15 protein-coding genes, 1 tRNA gene and 1 pseudogene are annotated in these 16,380 nt (G+C 61.4%); 13 read left to right on the top strand and 4 right to left on the bottom strand.

Going from position 1 to position 16,380, the window contains the following annotated elements:
- The first annotated feature begins 1 nt into the window (after position 1).
- The 9 genes and pseudogenes from sucD to lpdA all read left to right on the top strand — a co-directional run bounded on the left by sucD (position 2) and on the right by lpdA (position 9,202).
- The gene (gene sucD, locus JI744_RS16995) at positions 2–886 is read left to right on the top strand and encodes a succinate--CoA ligase subunit alpha (protein ID WP_202662373.1); all 885 of its coding nucleotides are present in this window, start codon (positions 2–4) and stop codon (positions 884–886) included.
- A gap of 2 nt (positions 887–888) precedes the next feature.
- Positions 889–1,341: a DUF805 domain-containing protein gene (locus JI744_RS16990; RefSeq protein WP_202662372.1), complete on the top strand. Its 453-nt coding sequence runs from the start codon at positions 889–891 to the stop codon at positions 1,339–1,341.
- A complete protein-coding gene (locus JI744_RS16985) occupies positions 1,338–4,295 on the top strand; it encodes a 2-oxoglutarate dehydrogenase E1 component (RefSeq protein WP_202662371.1) in 2,958 nt (985 codons plus the stop codon). Before JI744_RS16990 ends, JI744_RS16985 begins: the two co-directional genes overlap by 4 nt.
- A gap of 1 nt (position 4,296) precedes the next feature.
- Positions 4,297–5,529: pseudogene (gene odhB, locus JI744_RS16980) on the top strand (2-oxoglutarate dehydrogenase complex dihydrolipoyllysine-residue succinyltransferase); the annotation flags it as partial.
- A 38-nt stretch (positions 5,530–5,567) separates the two neighbouring features.
- Entirely contained in the window at positions 5,568–5,933 is a 366-nt protein-coding gene (locus tag JI744_RS16975; RefSeq protein ID WP_202662370.1) for a hypothetical protein, read from the top strand.
- A gap of 118 nt (positions 5,934–6,051) precedes the next feature.
- Positions 6,052–6,288 (top strand): hypothetical protein, encoded by a 237-nt coding sequence (locus JI744_RS16970; protein WP_202662369.1) that lies wholly within the window; start codon positions 6,052–6,054, stop codon positions 6,286–6,288.
- Positions 6,289–6,336: 48 nt separating this feature from the next.
- The gene (locus JI744_RS16965; protein ID WP_202662368.1) at positions 6,337–7,344 is read left to right on the top strand and encodes a glycosyltransferase family 2 protein; all 1,008 of its coding nucleotides are present in this window, start codon (positions 6,337–6,339) and stop codon (positions 7,342–7,344) included.
- Positions 7,341–7,733 (top strand): MAPEG family protein, encoded by a 393-nt coding sequence (locus JI744_RS16960; RefSeq protein ID WP_202662367.1) that lies wholly within the window; start codon positions 7,341–7,343, stop codon positions 7,731–7,733. Before JI744_RS16965 ends, JI744_RS16960 begins: the two co-directional genes overlap by 4 nt.
- A gap of 80 nt (positions 7,734–7,813) precedes the next feature.
- A complete protein-coding gene (gene lpdA, locus JI744_RS16955; RefSeq protein ID WP_202662366.1) occupies positions 7,814–9,202 on the top strand; it encodes a dihydrolipoyl dehydrogenase in 1,389 nt (462 codons plus the stop codon).
- A gap of 74 nt (positions 9,203–9,276) precedes the next feature.
- On the opposite strand, the gene JI744_RS16950 is transcribed toward lpdA, so the two are convergent.
- Together JI744_RS16950 and JI744_RS16945 are read right to left on the bottom strand one after the other, a co-directional pair.
- A complete protein-coding gene (locus tag JI744_RS16950; protein WP_202662476.1) occupies positions 9,277–9,927 on the bottom strand; it encodes a GntR family transcriptional regulator in 651 nt (216 codons plus the stop codon).
- 2 nt (positions 9,928–9,929) lie between these two features.
- Entirely contained in the window at positions 9,930–10,610 is a 681-nt protein-coding gene (locus JI744_RS16945; protein WP_202662365.1) for a M48 family metallopeptidase, read from the bottom strand.
- A gap of 139 nt (positions 10,611–10,749) precedes the next feature.
- Here JI744_RS16945 and JI744_RS16940 point away from each other — a divergent pair, with 139 nt between their 5' ends.
- From JI744_RS16940 to JI744_RS16930, 3 genes are all read left to right on the top strand, one after another.
- The gene (locus JI744_RS16940; RefSeq protein WP_202662364.1) at positions 10,750–11,082 is read left to right on the top strand and encodes a TIGR02300 family protein; all 333 of its coding nucleotides are present in this window, start codon (positions 10,750–10,752) and stop codon (positions 11,080–11,082) included.
- A 108-nt stretch (positions 11,083–11,190) separates the two neighbouring features.
- A tRNA-Ala gene (locus JI744_RS16935) sits at positions 11,191–11,266 on the top strand.
- 148 nt (positions 11,267–11,414) lie between these two features.
- Positions 11,415–11,951, top strand: coding sequence for a hypothetical protein (locus tag JI744_RS16930; RefSeq protein WP_202662363.1), 537 nt, complete (start codon positions 11,415–11,417; stop codon positions 11,949–11,951).
- 76 nt (positions 11,952–12,027) lie between these two features.
- Here the strand turns inward: JI744_RS16930 and JI744_RS19160 are convergent, their stop codons facing one another.
- The gene (locus JI744_RS19160; protein WP_407927607.1) at positions 12,028–12,291 is read right to left on the bottom strand and encodes an integrase core domain-containing protein; all 264 of its coding nucleotides are present in this window, start codon (positions 12,289–12,291) and stop codon (positions 12,028–12,030) included.
- On the opposite strand from JI744_RS19160, the gene JI744_RS16920 reads away from it, so the two are divergent.
- The gene (locus tag JI744_RS16920; RefSeq protein ID WP_236019526.1) at positions 12,212–14,152 is read left to right on the top strand and encodes a hypothetical protein; all 1,941 of its coding nucleotides are present in this window, start codon (positions 12,212–12,214) and stop codon (positions 14,150–14,152) included. The genes JI744_RS19160 and JI744_RS16920 overlap by 80 nt on opposite strands.
- A gap of 145 nt (positions 14,153–14,297) precedes the next feature.
- On the opposite strand, the gene JI744_RS19360 is transcribed toward JI744_RS16920, so the two are convergent.
- Positions 14,298–16,064 carry a DUF1998 domain-containing protein gene (locus tag JI744_RS19360; RefSeq protein ID WP_202662360.1) on the bottom strand — a complete coding sequence of 589 codons (1,767 nt, stop codon included), beginning with the start codon at positions 16,062–16,064 and terminating at the stop codon, positions 14,298–14,300.
- Between the last annotated feature and the right edge of the window lie 316 nt (positions 16,065–16,380).

Below are 16,380 nucleotides of genomic sequence, written 5' to 3'. Positions count from 1 at the left end.
AATGGCAATCCTTGTAAACGAAAACACCAAAGTCATCTGCCAGGGCTTCACCGGCTCGCAAGGCACCTTCCACAGTGAACAGGCCATCGCCTATGGCACCAAGATGGTCGGCGGTGTCACACCCGGCAAGGGCGGCACCGAACACCTTGGCCTGCCGGTCTTTGACTCGGTTCATGACGCGGTCGCCAAGACCGGGGCCAATGCGAGCGTGATCTACGTTCCGCCGCCCTTCGCGGCGGATTCGATTCTGGAGGCGATTGACGCCGAAATCCCGCTGGTGGTCTGCATCACCGAGGGTATTCCGGTTCTGGACATGATGAAGGTCAAGCGCGCCCTCATCAATTCGAACACCCGCCTCATCGGGCCGAACTGCCCCGGCGTCATCACCCCCGGCGCCTGCAAGATCGGCATCATGCCGGGCCACATCCACAAGCGTGGCAGCGTCGGTGTGGTGTCGCGTTCGGGCACGCTGACCTATGAGGCGGTCAAGCAAACCTCTGACCTCGGCCTTGGCCAGTCGTCGGCGGTGGGCATCGGCGGCGACCCGATCAAGGGCACCGAGCATATCGACGTGCTGGAGATGTTCTTGGCCGACCCCGAAACCCAGTCGATCATCATGATCGGCGAAATCGGGGGCTCTGCCGAAGAAGAAGCCGCGCAGTTCCTGGCCGATGAGAAAAAGCGCGGCCGCTGGAAGCCGACCGCTGGTTTCATCGCAGGCCGCACCGCGCCGAAAGGCCGCCGCATGGGCCATGCCGGTGCCATCGTGGCCGGTGGCAAGGGCGACGCGGAATCGAAGATCGAGGCGATGAAAGCCGCCGGCATCATCGTGGCCGACAGCCCGGCCCATCTGGGCGAAGCCGTGATGAAGGCGATCAAGGGCTGATCATGGGACCGGCGCAGGCCATCAGGACTTGCTTTGCCAAGTCCTTGCAGTCCTCCGGGCGGGCCTCCCGCTCGGAGTATTGGTGGTTTGCAGCGTTTGTCGGTATTCTCACGACGCTCACGCCCGCAGTGGCACTGGAAAGTAGCGGCCACCTGACCTTGAACGCGCTTGTTGGCCTGATCATGCTGACACCGGTCCTTTCCGCTGGATCGCGCCGGTTTCAGGATGTGAGCAGGTCGCGTTGGCTGTTTCTGGCTCTTACCCTCGCAACAGGCATTGGCTTCTCGCTTTCTTTCGACCTGCGGACAGTCAAATACTACGAAGTGACGGCTCTGCAACTGCTCGGCTTTGCCGCAACCTGGTTCGCCGGTCTGTGGATGTTCAGTATCCTGATCGACGCCCCGTCTTCCGGCCCCAATTCCTACGGTCCCAACCCCCTTGAGGTGACAAAATGACCGAACAATCCCCCAACACCCAATTCCATGCCTCGTCGTTCCTGCAAGGGGCGAATGCGGATTACATCGACCAGTTGCAGGCGCGCTATGCCGCCGATCCGGCGTCGGTCGATGCGCAATGGGCCGAGTTCTTCCGCGCCCTTGGCGACAGTGAGGCCGATGCCCGGCGTCAGGCTGCTGGCCCAAGCTGGGCGCGTGCCGACTGGCCGCCCGCGCCCACCGATGACCTGACCGCCGCGCTGACCGGCGAATGGCCCGCCGCAAAGGTGGATGCCAAGGCCGTGGCGAAAAAGGTCACCGACAAGGCCGCCGAACAGGGCGTTGCCATCAGCCAGGACCAGATTCAGCGCGCCGTGCTGGACAGCATCCGCGCCATCATGCTGATCCGCGCCTACCGGATCCGGGGGCATCTCGCCGCCGATCTGGACCCGCTGGGCATGACCGACCGGGGCCACCACCCTGAGCTGGACCCGGCCTCCTATGGCTTCACCGAAGCCGACATGGACCGCCCGATCTTTATCGACAACGTGCTGGGGCTGACCCACGCCTCGATGCGCCAGATTGTCGAGATCGTGAAGCGCACCTATTGCGGCACCTTTGCCCTGCAATACATGCACATTTCCGACCCCGAGCAGGCTGCCTGGCTCAAGGAACGCATCGAAGGCTACGGCAAGGAAATCGCCTTTACCCGCGAAGGGCGCAAAGCGATCCTGAACAAGCTGGTCGAGGCCGAGGGCTACGAAAAGTTCTTGCACGTCAAGTACATGGGCACCAAGCGGTTCGGCCTTGACGGAGCCGAGGCGCTGATCCCGGCAATGGAACAGATCATCAAGCGTGGCGGAAACCTGGGGGTCAAGGAGATCATCATCGGCATGCCGCACCGGGGCAGGCTGAACGTCTTGGCCAATGTTATGATGAAACCCTACCGCGCCATTTTCAACGAATTCCAGGGCGGCAGCTACAAGCCCGAGGATGTCGATGGCTCTGGCGACGTGAAGTATCACCTTGGCGCCAGCAGCGACCGTGAGTTTGACGGCAACAGGGTCCACCTGTCGCTGACCGCGAACCCCAGCCATCTGGAGGCGGTGAACCCGGTTGTTCTGGGCAAGGTCCGCGCCAAGCAGGACCAGTTCGGCGACAATGTGGACCGCACCTCTGTGCTGCCGATCCTGCTGCATGGTGATGCTGCCTTTGCCGGGCAAGGTGTTGTGGCCGAATGCCTGCAACTGTCGGGCATCAAGGGCCACCGCACCGGCGGCTGCATTCATATCGTGGTGAACAATCAGATCGGCTTTACCACCGCGCCGCATTTCAGCCGCACCTCGCCCTATCCGACCGACATCGCCCTGATGGTGGAAGCGCCGATCTTCCATGTGAATGGTGACGACCCCGAGGCCGTGGTGCACGCCGCCAAAGTGGCGACCGAGTTCCGCCAGAAGTTCCGCAAGGACGTGGTTCTGGATATCTTCTGCTATCGCCGCTTTGGTCACAACGAAGGCGACGAGCCGATGTTCACCAATCCGGCGATGTACAACCGCATCCGCAAGCAGAAGACGACTCTGCAACTTTATACCGAGCGTCTGGTAAAAGACGGCCTGATCCCCGAGGGCGAGATCGAGGATATGAAGGCGGCCTTCCAGGCCAAGTTGAACGAAGAGTTCGAGGCCGGAAAGACCTATAAGCCCAACAAGGCCGACTGGCTGGATGGCCGGTGGAAATCACTGTCGGCCGAAGACCGCGCCAGCTATGACCGGGGCGATACCGGCATCAAGGCGGAAACACTGGCCGAAATCGGCGCGGGCCTGACCCGAATTCCTGACGGGTTCGAGATTCATAAGACCGTGGCCCGCCAGCTTGAGGCCAAGAAGGCGATGTTCGAAGCCGGTAAGGGGTTCGACTGGGCCACCGCCGAGGCGATTGCCTTTGGCTCATTGCAGGTCGAAGGCTTCCCCGTGCGCCTGTCGGGGCAGGACTGCACCCGCGGCACCTTCAGCCAGCGCCATTCCGGCTGGATCGACCAGACCACCGAAGAGCGATATTATCCGCTGAACCACATCCGCGCGGGGCAAGCGCGGTATGAAGTGATCGACTCGATGCTGTCGGAATATGCGGTGCTGGGTTTTGAATACGGCTATTCGCTGTCGGAACCCAATGCCCTGACCCTGTGGGAAGCGCAGTTCGGCGATTTCGCCAATGGCGCGCAGATCATGTTCGACCAGTTCGTGAACTCGGGCGAGTCGAAGTGGCTGCGGATGTCGGGCCTTGTGGTGCTGCTGCCGCATGGCTTTGAAGGTCAGGGGCCGGAACATTCCTCGGCCCGTCTGGAACGCTTCCTGCAACTCAGCGCGGAAGACAACTGGATCGTGGCGAACTGTTCGACACCTGCGAACTACTTCCACATCCTGCGCCGCCAGTTGCACCGCAACTACCGCAAACCGCTGATCATGATGACGCCGAAATCGCTGCTGCGTCACCCGATGGCGATTTCGAAGGCCGAAGATTTCACCGACGGATCGACCTTCCACCGCGTGTTGTGGGATGATGCGGAGCGCGGCAATTCGACCCTGAAGCTGAAGGCCGACGGCAAGATCAAGCGCGTCGTGCTGTGTTCGGGCAAGGTCTATTACGACCTTCTGGCCGAACGTGATGCCCGCGGGCAGGATGATACTTACCTTCTGCGAGTGGAGCAGCTTTACCCGGTGCCGAAGCAATCCTTGGTCGCCGAGCTGTCGCGCTTCAAAGGGGCTGAAATCGTCTGGTGCCAGGAAGAGCCGAAGAATCAGGGCGCCTGGTCCTTTATCGAGCCGGAACTGGAAGCCATTCTGACCGAGATTGGCGCCAAGACCACCCGCGCCCGCTATGCCGGTCGCAAGGCCAGCGCCTCGCCCGCCACGGGTCTGGCCAGCCGTCACAAGTATGAACAGGAAACCCTCGTGAAAGAGGCCTTGGGCTGATCGCCCGGGGGTAATGGAGAGTAACATGACCGACGTTATGGTGCCCGCCCTGGGCGAAAGCGTAAGCGAGGCGACCGTCTCCACCTGGTTCAAGAAGGTGGGCGATACCGTCAAGCAGGACGAAATGCTGTGCGAGCTTGAGACGGACAAGGTGTCGGTCGAGGTGCCGTCGCCCGTTTCCGGCGTGCTGGCCGAGATCATCGCCGCCGAGGGCGCCACGGTGGCCGCCAATGCACGGTTGGCGATTGTGACCGAAGGTGCGGTTGGTGCGGCCCCCGCCCCGGCTGCTGCTGCGGCCCCGGTTGCAGCCCCCGCCCCCGCCCCGGCGGCAAAGGACGTGGAAAACGCCCCCGCCGCGAAAAAGGCCATGGCCGAGGCTGGTCTGACCGAGGCACAGGTGCAAGGCACCGGCCGCGATGGCCGCATCATGAAGGAAGACGTGGCCCGCGCCGCAACCGCCGTGGCCACCGCCGCTGCGGCCCCTGCCCCCGCGCCAGCCGCCATTCCGCGCGGGCCCGTGGCCGCCGATGACGCCGCCCGCGAAGAGCGCGTCAAGATGACCCGCCTGCGCGCCACCATCGCCCGCCGCCTGAAAGACGCGCAGAACACCGCCGCCATGCTGACCACCTATAACGAGGTGGACATGTCCGGCATCATGGAGCTGCGCAACGCCTACAAGGACCAGTTCGAGAAAAAGCACGGCGTCAAGCTGGGCTTCATGTCCTTCTTTGTGAAGGCCTGCATCCACGCGCTGAAAGAAGTGCCCGAGGTCAATGCCGAGATCGACGGCAATGATGTGGTCTACAAGAACTACGTCCATATGGGCGTGGCTGTCGGCACGCCGACCGGCCTTGTGGTGCCGGTGGTGCGCGACGCCGACCAGATGGGCTTTGCCGCGATTGAGAAAAAGATCGCCGAACTTGGCCTGCGCGCCCGCGACGGCAAGCTGACCATGGCCGAAATGCAGGGCGGCAGCTTCACCATCTCGAACGGCGGGGTCTACGGCTCGCTGATGTCCTCGCCCATCCTGAACCCGCCGCAATCGGGCATTCTGGGGATGCACAAGATCCAGGATCGTCCCGTGGTGGTTGCGGGGCAGATCGTCATCCGCCCGATGATGTATCTGGCGCTCAGCTATGACCACCGCATCGTGGACGGCAAGGGCGCCGTGACCTTCCTCGTCCGCGTCAAGGAAGCACTGGAAGACCCGCGCCGGTTGCTGATGGATTTGTGAGAACGCCCTTGCTAGCCCTTGGGATATGGCGACTGACCATGGTGGCTTTAGCCTCCACCATCCTGTTTGGTCTGATTGCCATATCCCTTGGGCTGGCACAGGTGCCCAGCGACAGTTTTCCGGGGCTTCTGGTCTTTCTAGCGATGTTGCAGGTCATTGCTGCCGGCTTGCTGATCTGGTCGATCGGCCTTTTGTCGCGACATGATCATGAAGCCTACATTGCCTCTCTTGCCTGCTTCTTCGGCCTCATGGCCACCCGGTCAACCTCCACTTGGCCTGCGACCGGCCCTTATACTGCGCTGGCGCAATTTACCTTGGGCGTCATGTTAGGCATCGCACAGATCAGAATACTGCAATCCGTGGTAAGCCGCGTCCAGGATACCCTCGCAAAAGGTGCCGCATGAATGCCTTGACCTCATTTATTAAAATGGCACGGCCCCTGCCTCCGACGGTGGCTTTTCACGACTTATTCTCTGCGGACGAATGCCAATATCATATGCGCGCACTGCATAGGAACCCGCCATGCAACTCCTGATCCAGACCACCGCCCCCGATTACACCGCCTGGAAAACCGCCTTCGATGCGGAAGCGGAGAACATCGCCGATGCGGGCCTCTCGACCCTGCAAATCTGGAAGGGCGAAGGCGCCGCCGTCCTCGTCCTGTTCGAGGTCGCCAACCGCAAACACGCCCAGGACTGGCTGGCCAAACAATCCGCCCTTGGCCACGGCGTCACCGCCCAATTCCTGCAAACGGTCTGAGCGATGCTTTCCACCCATCCCCTCCCACACCAGAACGGCATCGCCTGAATGACCGCCGCCGCCCAAAGCCAGAAACACGCCGTTCTCGCCTCTGCGCGGAACGAGGGGCTGTGGCTTCTGGAATGGGTCGCCTATCACCGGGCCATCGGTTTTGATCTGGTTTTTGTCGCCACCAACGATTGCACCGACGGCTCGGATGCGATGATGGCGCGGCTGGCCGAGATGGGCCAGATCATCCACCTGCCCCACACACCGCCCCCAGATGTGCCGCCCCAGGTTGCTGGCTGCGATCTGGCGTTGGCGCATCCTGCGATGACCGGGGTAGACTGGCTTTTGCACATCGACATTGACGAGTTTCTGAACGTGACCTGCGGGTCCGGCCATATTGATGACCTGCTGGCTGTGGCCGGGCATGGGGCCGACTGCATTTCGCTGACCTGGAAAATGTTCGGTTCTGACGGCAGGCGCCTTTGGTCAGGCGGCAGCGTTCTGGAAATCTTTGCCAGAACCGAGGATCACATCCGGCGCCGCAGGCTTCCCTTGGGAAAATGCCTGTTCCGACCCGACCAGTTCGGTCAGGTCGTCGCCCATGTCCCGAAATCGCCACGACGCAAGGACGTATCCCTTGTGAACAGCCGTGGCGAGGCCCTGCCCACAGACGCGCTGTTCAGCCGCAAGATCATGCGTCACACCACGGCGGCTCCAAGGCTGTTCACTTGGGACAATGCCGCCATCAACCATTACGCCATCCGGTCAGAGGATATCCTTCTTCTGAAAAACCATCGTCGCGACGGGCTGGGCATGAGCCATACGAAATACTTCAAGGGTTCGGATTTCTGGGTGAATGCTGACCGGAACGAGGCGACGGATACCACGATCCAGCGCCATCTTCCCGCAACCAAGGCCCTGCTTGCGGAATGGCGCACCGATCCAGAGGTTGCCCGTCTGGAGCAGCAAGCATTCGACGCCTTTGTCCGGTTGCGGCAGGAGCTGTTGCTGGATCAGGGCCTTTATGGCTGGGATGCCCCCATCCCGCAGGAAAGTGCCGCACCATGACCCCGGAACTCACCACCCTTGTCTTCGCCCTGCTGGTCCAGATCGGCACCCTTGCCGCGATGTCCATCGTTGCCAACCGGGAACTTGGGCCGAAGGTCACAACCGGACCGCGCGATGGCACACTTCCTGCGATGTCGCCGCTGCTGGGCCGCCTGCGCCGCGCTGTCGCAAACGGTTTCGAGGGGCTGGTGCTGTTCGCGCCTGCGGTGCTGATCCTCGCCATCTCGGGCCAATCCGGCCCGCTCACGACAGCCACCGCATGGATCTATGTCGCGGCCCGCATCCTTTATGTCCCCGCCTATGCCTATGGCCTCGTTCCCTGGCGCTCGGTCATCTGGATGGTGAGCCTTCTGGCAACCCTTACGCTTCTGGTGTCAACCCTGATCTGACACTTTCACATTGGCCCAAATATCCTCGGGGATCCGGGGGAAGACAGCCCCCGGCCTTCGGTTCGAAAAGGAGAATCCAAATGGCAGACTTCGACGTGATCGTCATCGGCGGTGGCCCCGGCGGCTATGTGGCCGCGATCCATGCCGCACAGCTTGGCCTGAAAACCGCCTGCGTCGAAGGGCGCGAGACTCTGGGCGGCACCTGCCTGAACGTGGGCTGCATCCCGTCCAAGGCGCTGCTCAATGCCACCCATCACCTGCATGAGGTGCATGAGAACTTCGAAAAGATGGGCCTGATGGGCGGTGCGCCCACGGTCGATTGGGCCAGGATGCAGGCCTACAAGCAGGATGTGGTGAACGGCAACACCAAGGGCATCGAATTCCTGTTCAAGAAGAACAAGGTCACCTGGTTGAAAGGCTGGGGGTCGATCCCGGCCGCCGGGCAGGTCAAGGTCGGCGATGAGGTTCACACCGCGAAAAACATCATCATCGCCACCGGCTCCGAACCGTCCAGCCTGCCGGGCGTGACGGTGGATGAAAAGGTCGTCGTCACCTCGACCGGCGCGCTGGCGCTGCCGAGCATTCCGAAATCGCTGGTGGTGATCGGCGCGGGCGTGATCGGGCTGGAAATGGGCTCGGTCTATGCCCGTCTGGGCACCGAGGTGACGGTGGTCGAATATCTGGATGCCATCACCCCCGGCATGGACAGCGAAGTCGCCAAGAATTTTGAGCGCATCCTGAAAAAGCAGGGCTTCAAGTTCATTCTGGGCGCCGCCGTGCAAAAGGTCGAAGCCGATGCGACGGGCGCGAAGGTAACCTACAAACTGCGCAAGAACGACAGCGAGGCGACCATCGCCGCCGATACCGTTTTGGTCGCCACCGGGCGCAAACCCTATACGGCGGGCTTGGGGCTGGAGACTTTGGGCGTGGAAATGCTGCCGCGTGGCCAGATCAAGACCGACGACCATTTCCGCACTTCGGTTCCCGGCCTTTACGCCATCGGCGATGCGATTGTCGGCCCGATGCTGGCCCACAAGGCCGAGGATGAGGGCATGGCCGTGGCAGAGATCATCGCCGGCAAGCATGGCCATGTGAATTATGATGTGATCCCCAGCGTGGTCTATACCACGCCGGAGGTGGCTTCGGTCGGCAAGACAGAAGAGCAACTGAAAGAAGCGGGCCGCGCCTATAAAGTCGGCAAGTTTCCCTTCATGGGCAATGCGCGGGCCAAGGCGGTGTTTCAGGCCGAAGGCTTCGTCAAGCTGATCGTCGATGCGGCGACCGACCGCATCCTTGGCTGCCATATCATCGGGCCGGGTGCGGGCGATCTGATCCACGAGGTTTGCGTGGCGATGGAATTCGGCGCCAGCGCGCAAGACCTCGCCCTGACCTGCCACGCCCACCCGACCTATTCCGAGGCCGTGCGCGAGGCAGCGCTGGCCTGCGGCTTGGGGGCCATTCACGCCTGAGCCTTTCATACTGGCTCAAATATCCTCGGGGGGTCCGGGGGGCAGACAGCCCCCCGGCCTTTCCATTTGGCGGCTCAGGAAATCAGATGCCGCAGCCCTTGCGTCACATCGGTCCTGATTGCCAGCCGCAACCCCGGCTCGTCCCCTGCCCGCAGCGCCGCCAGAATGTGGCGGTGGTGCTGCGGCATCTCGCGCCGGCGTATCTTCTGGTAAAGCGCCCGCATAGTCGGGCCAAGTTGCAGCCAGACCGTTTCGATCATCGCCAGCATCGCGGGCGTCTGGGCGCGCAGGTATAGGGTGCGGTGAAACTCCAGATTGCTGCGCACATAGGCGACGGCATCCTGGTTCATCACCGCCTCCTGATTCAACTGGTTGATCGCGGCCAGCCGGTCGATCAGCGCAAAATGCACCCGTGGCAGCGCACGAGAGGCCATTTCAGGCTCCAAGAGCGCCCGCACCTGGGCCAGTTCCTCGATCCGCTCGGGCGTCAGTTCTGGCGTGGCAATGCGCCCCGAATTCGAGATGGTCAGCGCCCCTTCGGCCGCCAGCCGCCGCATCGCCTCTCGTGCGGGGGTCATCGAGACGCCGAACATCTCGGCCACGCCGCGCAGGGTCAGCGACTGACCGGGCGCCAGTTCGCCGTGCATGACCTGCTGGCGCAGAGTGCGATAGACGCGCTCATGCGCGGCGGCGTTCGGGTCGGCAAGGCGCGGGGTGATCGACATCATCAGAACCTTATCGCATGAAGGGCGGACCCGTGGCGACGCAGCCAGGCGCGCTGCACCTGCCAACCGGGATAAAGACGCTCTACCACCGCCCAGAACGCGGGCGAATGGTTCATCTCGACCAGATGGGCCACCTCGTGCGCCGCAACATACTCCAGCACCGCAGGCGGACCAAGGATCAGCCGCCACGAAAACATCAGCCGCCCATCCGCCGTGCATGACCCCCAGCGCGACCGCGTATCGCGCAGCGCGACCTGCGCAACCTTGCGGCCGATCTGCGCGGCATAGCGGTCTGCCGCTTCTGCCAGCCGGTCGCGCGCCCGTGCGCGCGCCCAGGCAGCCACCCGCGCGCCCACCTGCGCCGGATCGCCGGGCACCAGCAGCGAATCGCCCTCGACCCGAATGGCGCGGCCGCTGCCGGGCATCAGGCGCAGGGGCCTGCCCTCGAACGGAAGTTCGCCCCCCATCGCCACCTCGGCCCCCTGGGGCACGCGCGCCAATGCCTGACGCAGCCAGCCCTCTTGCGCGCGGGCAAAGGCCAGCGCCTCGGCCTCGCGGGCGCGGGCGGGCATGGAAAGTGTGACGCGCCCGTCAAGCGACGACACCCGCAGCGAAAACCGCCGCGCCCGCGCCGAACGGCGCAAGGTGATATCCAGATCAGGCAGGCCGGGAAGAACGGGCATGAAACCTCTTGCGAAGGGCTGTCAGAATAGCCACATGGGGCCATACCGCAACCATGCGACAAAGCCTTTGACAGTGGCCAAGGCTTGTGGCAAGCGGTCCCGACCCTCGAAACCCGAGCCTTGTGATAAAGGGAAGACCATGCCCAAGCAAGAATGGGGCACCAAGCGTATTTGCCCCACCACCGGCAAGCGGTTCTATGACCTGAACCGTGTGCCCGTCGTCTCGCCCTATACCGGCGAAGTCGTCGATATTGAATCCGCCCGTCGCAAAATGGCGGCCGCCGTGATCAGCCGCGCTGTTCCCGAAAAGGACGATGACGTTCTGGTTGACGATCTGGAAGCCGATGACGAACTGCTGGCAGCGGCCACGCCCGATGGCGAGCTGGACGATGAATTGCTGGAAGATGACGCCGATGACAACGTTTCGCTTGACGAGTTGGCAGACGTTGCGGGCGATGAGGAAGAGCACTGAATCAAGTTTAGGGGCAACCGCGAAAAAGTGCATTTTATCTCTTGCACCCCCCCGCGCCTGCCCCTAAACAGCGCCCACGACGCGGCCCAAGCGTCGGACGATTGGAATGGGGTCATAGCTCAGATGGGAGAGCGCTTGAATGGCATTCAAGAGGTCGGGAGTTCGATCCTCCCTGGCTCCACCAATAAAAACAACGGGTTAGAGGGCGTCATACGGGACGCCTTTTCCATTTTGCAATATTCTTGCAACATTTGGATTGGTACGTTTAAACGTGGGCATGCGCGGCACCTGCCGCCAAACTTCTGCACATCAGGGCTTTACGCCTCAAAGCCATGTTGCAGCGCTTCGAAAATACTCGGCCCTATAGCCCCCCGCTCTCGCCAATTTTGGTGAGTGGCGAGCGTTTCGCGCTGCCCGCCGATTTCGTTGATGGCCTCGCCTTCCTGCGCCCGCTACTGCCTCGGAAGGGCGATTGGTTCGACATGCAAATAAGTGTCTTGGGTAGAAAGCTATACCCACTGATGAACGAGTTGGTCGTTGAGTATGACGCCGGAACGCTTGACCTTCCTGATTGGCGGTTCAACCCTGAGGTGATCCCAATACTTGAGACGTTCGGCGCGCCGCCGATGGAGGTCTTTGTTCAGCGCAATGACTTGCACTTGCGCTGGCACGACGGACAGGAACTCGTCGCCCGGCCAGTGCAGAGCTTTATGTCGGGTAGCACATACCAACGAATGGCAGATCAAGAGTTCAGCCATTTCCGAAGCTTCGATCAAGGGATCGTGATCACGGACGATACTCGGAGTGGTCTTCGGAAGCTGATCGAGCATAAAAGACTGGCAAAGGACATCTTCATCACGGGCAGTTGATCGCCTCGCGGATGAGCAGCGACGGCAAGAGTTGGACCCTTGAAAAGCAGCGCCCCGGTGACGTTGCCCCCAACTTTTATCCAGCGTGAGCGAGCCTCCGGGTTTGAGTTTTGCCTTTTGGTGCGGGTTGGGCAACGGGGGCTGGCGCGGAGCTTTGCGGATTGTGCGGCGTCAGGTCCCGTTGCGGGGCGAAGGTTCGGGCAAACTCGGCTGGGGTCTGCCAGCCGAGCCGGGAGTGGGGCCGTTCGGTGTTATAGCCCTTGCGCCAGACGGCCAGCGTTGCGCGGGCATGGTGCAGGGACGGGAACAGAGTTTCATTCCGTAACCCGCGCAAGCACATCCGGAAATACCCCGAGGAGAAACGCGAACGGTTCCTGAGCGCGGCCGAGCTGCGCCGGATCGGCGAGGTGCTGCGCGAAATGGAAGCTGAAGGGGTGGAACTGCCCTCGGCCACCTTCGCGGTCTTCCCTGGCGAACCACGCAAGCCAAAGGCCGACCTGCCCCTAGACACGTCCATTTTTGTGGGAAAAGAACAGGCAATCATCGACGGCGACGAAACCGCGATTAACCAAATCCTTGCCCAGATTTCGCCGCGCGATGCTCTAGGCACAGCTTGCCTTGTTGCAGGCAAACGGGACGACGGCGCTATTGGGCCCGCCCGGATATCGAAGGTCAAGGATGCGTTGTTCGGGGCGGAGGCAAGTGAGCAGTTGCTTAAGGCCATTCTACATGCCGCAGCACGAGAGAAGTCCACGTCGTTCAAGGAACCGAAGCCTTCCTTCCGCGCTCACATGTTTCTTCGCCAGATACAAGGAATGTGGGCGTGCTCGAACCCTGCGTGTACCGAGATTGATCCAGCGTACAGTTACGACGGACGCCAGATAGGCAAGATCTTCAAGCAACCAGCGATCAAGTGCCCCTGCGGTGGACAAGTGCTCGAACTCCTGTACTGTTACGATTGTGGTGAAGCTTACCTCGGCGGCTACGTGGTACCTCGGAGCGGAGAAGACGCCGACGGAGATGTTTTCCTCGAGTCCGGGCCAACGGATCTTTCGACTACCGTTCCTGGCCTCGTGAATGAACGGCCAAACAGCCAGTTCCGTTGGTATTGGCCAGGGAAATCAGTGGCCCCTGGCGTCAGTTCAACTTGGCAGCACACGAACCCAGCAACCAAGAAACCTGAAACGTTCAGCTTTGCGCCCGCGGTCTACCATCCCTTGTATGGCCACCTTCACAAGGCTCAAGCCGGCGAAAAACCGACAGGGACAATGTACCAAGTTCCAGGCAAGGTTGACGTTCCCGGGCTCCCCGAGATCTGTCCCGCTTGCCAATCCAAGAAAAGCCAGAACCGCATATTGAAGGCGTTCTTCTCGGGAAGCCGCGTGAACAGCCCGATCCGGGGGCTGCGGACGGGCTTGAATGTGACAACGCAGGTGATCGCGGACCGAGCCACGTCAAGCCTCGGTTCGGAAACTCGCGCTGCCCCGATGATTGCCTTCACCGATAGCAGGGATGACGCGGCGGACGTTGCAGCGGGCCTTGAACTTAATCATTTCCGTTCCCTTGTTCGGCAACTCGTGTTCGCAGAACTCAGGCCACGAGAAAAATTCACCATTGGTGACGCGACCTCAGTCGCCGAAAAGGTGCAGGACGACCAGGACCTCGACGAGCGGGAAACCGAGATCGCTGCCAGCATCGCGTCGTTCAGCCCCGACTTGATGAACGCTTTGTTCATGGCGACCATTGGGCGTGCCAAGGAAAGCCAAAAGAACCTCGTCGAGGAGTTCGCGGGAAAGACCCTGGGCAGTTCCGCCATCTCGTGGAGCCAGCTCGTTTCTGGCGTGTTGGCGTGGCTGCTTGAGCTAGGAGAAAAGACCATGCATCGACGCACGAATACGTCCGCGTGTTGGTCAGAAAAGTACGCCTTGAGCGAATGGACTTGGTCGACGTTCTGGTCCGTCGCGCTCTTCCATTCGACCTTGCCCGATCTTGAATACCGAACCTGTACCTGGTCGTCGTTTACCTTGACCCCCTTGTCGTCCTGGTCCTTGACCTCGATCGCGACGACGAAGCTTTCAACGACGACGGGGCGATCATTGAGGCGATTGCCGGCGTGTCCGCGGATCACCCTTGCCGGTCGGAAAAGCCGGGGTCGCGACAGCTGGCCAACCAAGACGACGTCGATATCCTGTACCTTGTAGCCGGTGATTTTCACGCTCACGGCGATCTTGATGTCGTCTTGCTCGGCCGGCGTGTTTGAGACGCCGGGCCAAGTTGCCTCCAAAGCATCGCGGACCATGAGCGCGGCGCGGTACTCGCTCGACCCCTCAGTCCCAATAATCTCGATCATGACGCTTCCAGCATCCTGATCACGAAGGACTGCGGAGAAGCTGTAAATTCCCTTATGTCGACGAACTTGACTTCGTGACTAGCGCCATGATTTGCCTGCAAGCTCAGCTTGGCATTCTGTTGGCGATCTTGGGCCGGGCCGTCCTTGGACGTGTACCAGAGTGGGTGTGACAGCACGAGCGACAGCCCAGGATCGCGTCGCGTGACCGCGAAAAGGCTATCGGACTTCTCCAAGAAGACGTTCCCATTCTCGGTGTTGCAGAGCTCGACGAAGCGTTTCCCAATCCTCTCGGCAGGCGCCAACCATCGATCCATGTCCAAGGGAAGTCCAAGCACCAGCTCGGCGACGTCTAGGGCAAGGCGCCAGTCGAGTGCCGCATGCAGGAAGCGGTTGTTGTAGTTCCGAAGGCAATCTGGGCAGGACCTGTCGCACAGGGCATGGTCATCTGCTTGCCATTCGGCCTTCCGAATCTGGTAGTGCCGTTCCAGCATCCCTTTCAGGCGGCCAGCATCGCAAACGTGGCGAGTGTACCCGGCCCCGTTCTCGAGGGAGTCCGCCACGTATACTTGCCGGGTCACGCAACTTGGGGTCCGCCATTTCTGGGTGCCGACCCGAAGCTCCGAAGGATCAACGTCGAGGTCGACGGCGGCCGCGAGTTTCACGAATTCTCCGAAAGATACCAGCGCGGCCGCGGCGGCCGGCTGGTTCTCGACATCGAGGATCCCGTTGTATCCAACGCCTGGCAAACGGTCGAGCAGCAGGGTCATCACGTCGGTGTTGAAGACGGCACCGATCGCTCCCGTCGTCTCCGGATCCCCCTGTAGGTCCTGGTGTGGAGCGTCATCCCTGTAGAGGTAGTCGTCGTTCACGACGATGGAATTGACCTTGCGACGGAACTTGAAAAACTCCCCTCCGGCGTCGTTCACGAGCGCGATTGGCTCGTCGGATGTCATCGCGACGCTCATCGGGCCCACTCTGAACCCAGAGGCGTAATCCGGCTTGAACGCCAGGACCGGCGGCTTCAACGACGGACCTCGTTGCCGTTGGCCATCGTAGTCTCTTGGTCGTCCAGTCGTCACGAAGCCCTTTGGCTGGTAAAGGTTGAACGGCGACGCCATCGAATGGCAAACGTCACATGTCTCGACCGCGCCTTGCATGATGTTGCCGCAAGTTGGCTCTTCGCAGCGAGAAAACACCAGGGGCTTGCCCAGTGGGTCAGGGTCGGGAATGATCCGCCCTCCTACCTGCTTCTTGTACTCGAAACCGCAAGCTACGTGTACCTGCTTGTCCTTGGGTATCTCGGAGCCGGGTGAAAACGCCCAGACAGCGTGGTCGAGCGGGCGGTCCGAGACGACCATCTCGTCCACGGTCGCGTCCTTCTTGTAGCTGAACAGACTCCGTGTTTGGGTCGGAAAACCGAACATCGGGAGCACGCCGGCGGTAGCCAGGCGTTCGCTGAGTTCTTCTTGGATATACCGGTCGTTGTTCACGACTTCTGACACGTGGTCGGCAAGCTTTTTCCGGCAATAGTCCGCGATTTCTTCTTGCTTCCCAGGCGCGAGGGGAGCGCGGTGACAGAGCGCGTCGACCACCTCCGCTACTTCCCCCGACGTTTGCAGCCACTTGGAGACGAGCGCCTTGTGCTTGGCTTCCCAATCACTCGCAAGGCCAAATGCTCCGTGAGTGCTCGTTCCCCGGGCCGGAGGCTCGGGTAGCGCCGCGAACGCCCTTCGCAGGGTTTCAGCGGCCGCGACGCGTTTCACGATCTCGGGTCGCGAAAGGTCTGCGCTGCGGAGGCACTTTCCTGCTACTGTTGTACTGTCAGCGGAAGGTGTGATTGGCTGTGCCGTCAACCTTCGAAGCAGATCTGAAAATCGAAAGCATCTCCTTGTTTGAAAGAAGGTCCGCCATCGAGACGTTAATACACGATGTCCAAAACTTAGTCCCGTTATCAGGGTTGACCTGCCCCCCGGAAGTTCCCTCGCTGTGATGTAGAGTCTGCCCAACCTGAGAAGGAGCAGACGACATGAGGAAAAGCCGTTTCACCGAGGCGCAGATTATCGGGATGATCAGGGAACA

The organism is Fuscibacter oryzae (genome assembly GCF_016765795.1).
GTDB classification, from domain to species: Bacteria; Pseudomonadota; Alphaproteobacteria; order Rhodobacterales; family Rhodobacteraceae; genus Fuscibacter; species Fuscibacter oryzae.
The sequence above is the reverse complement of the archived record's forward strand: the minus strand, read 5'-3'. Positions and strand labels throughout refer to the sequence as shown.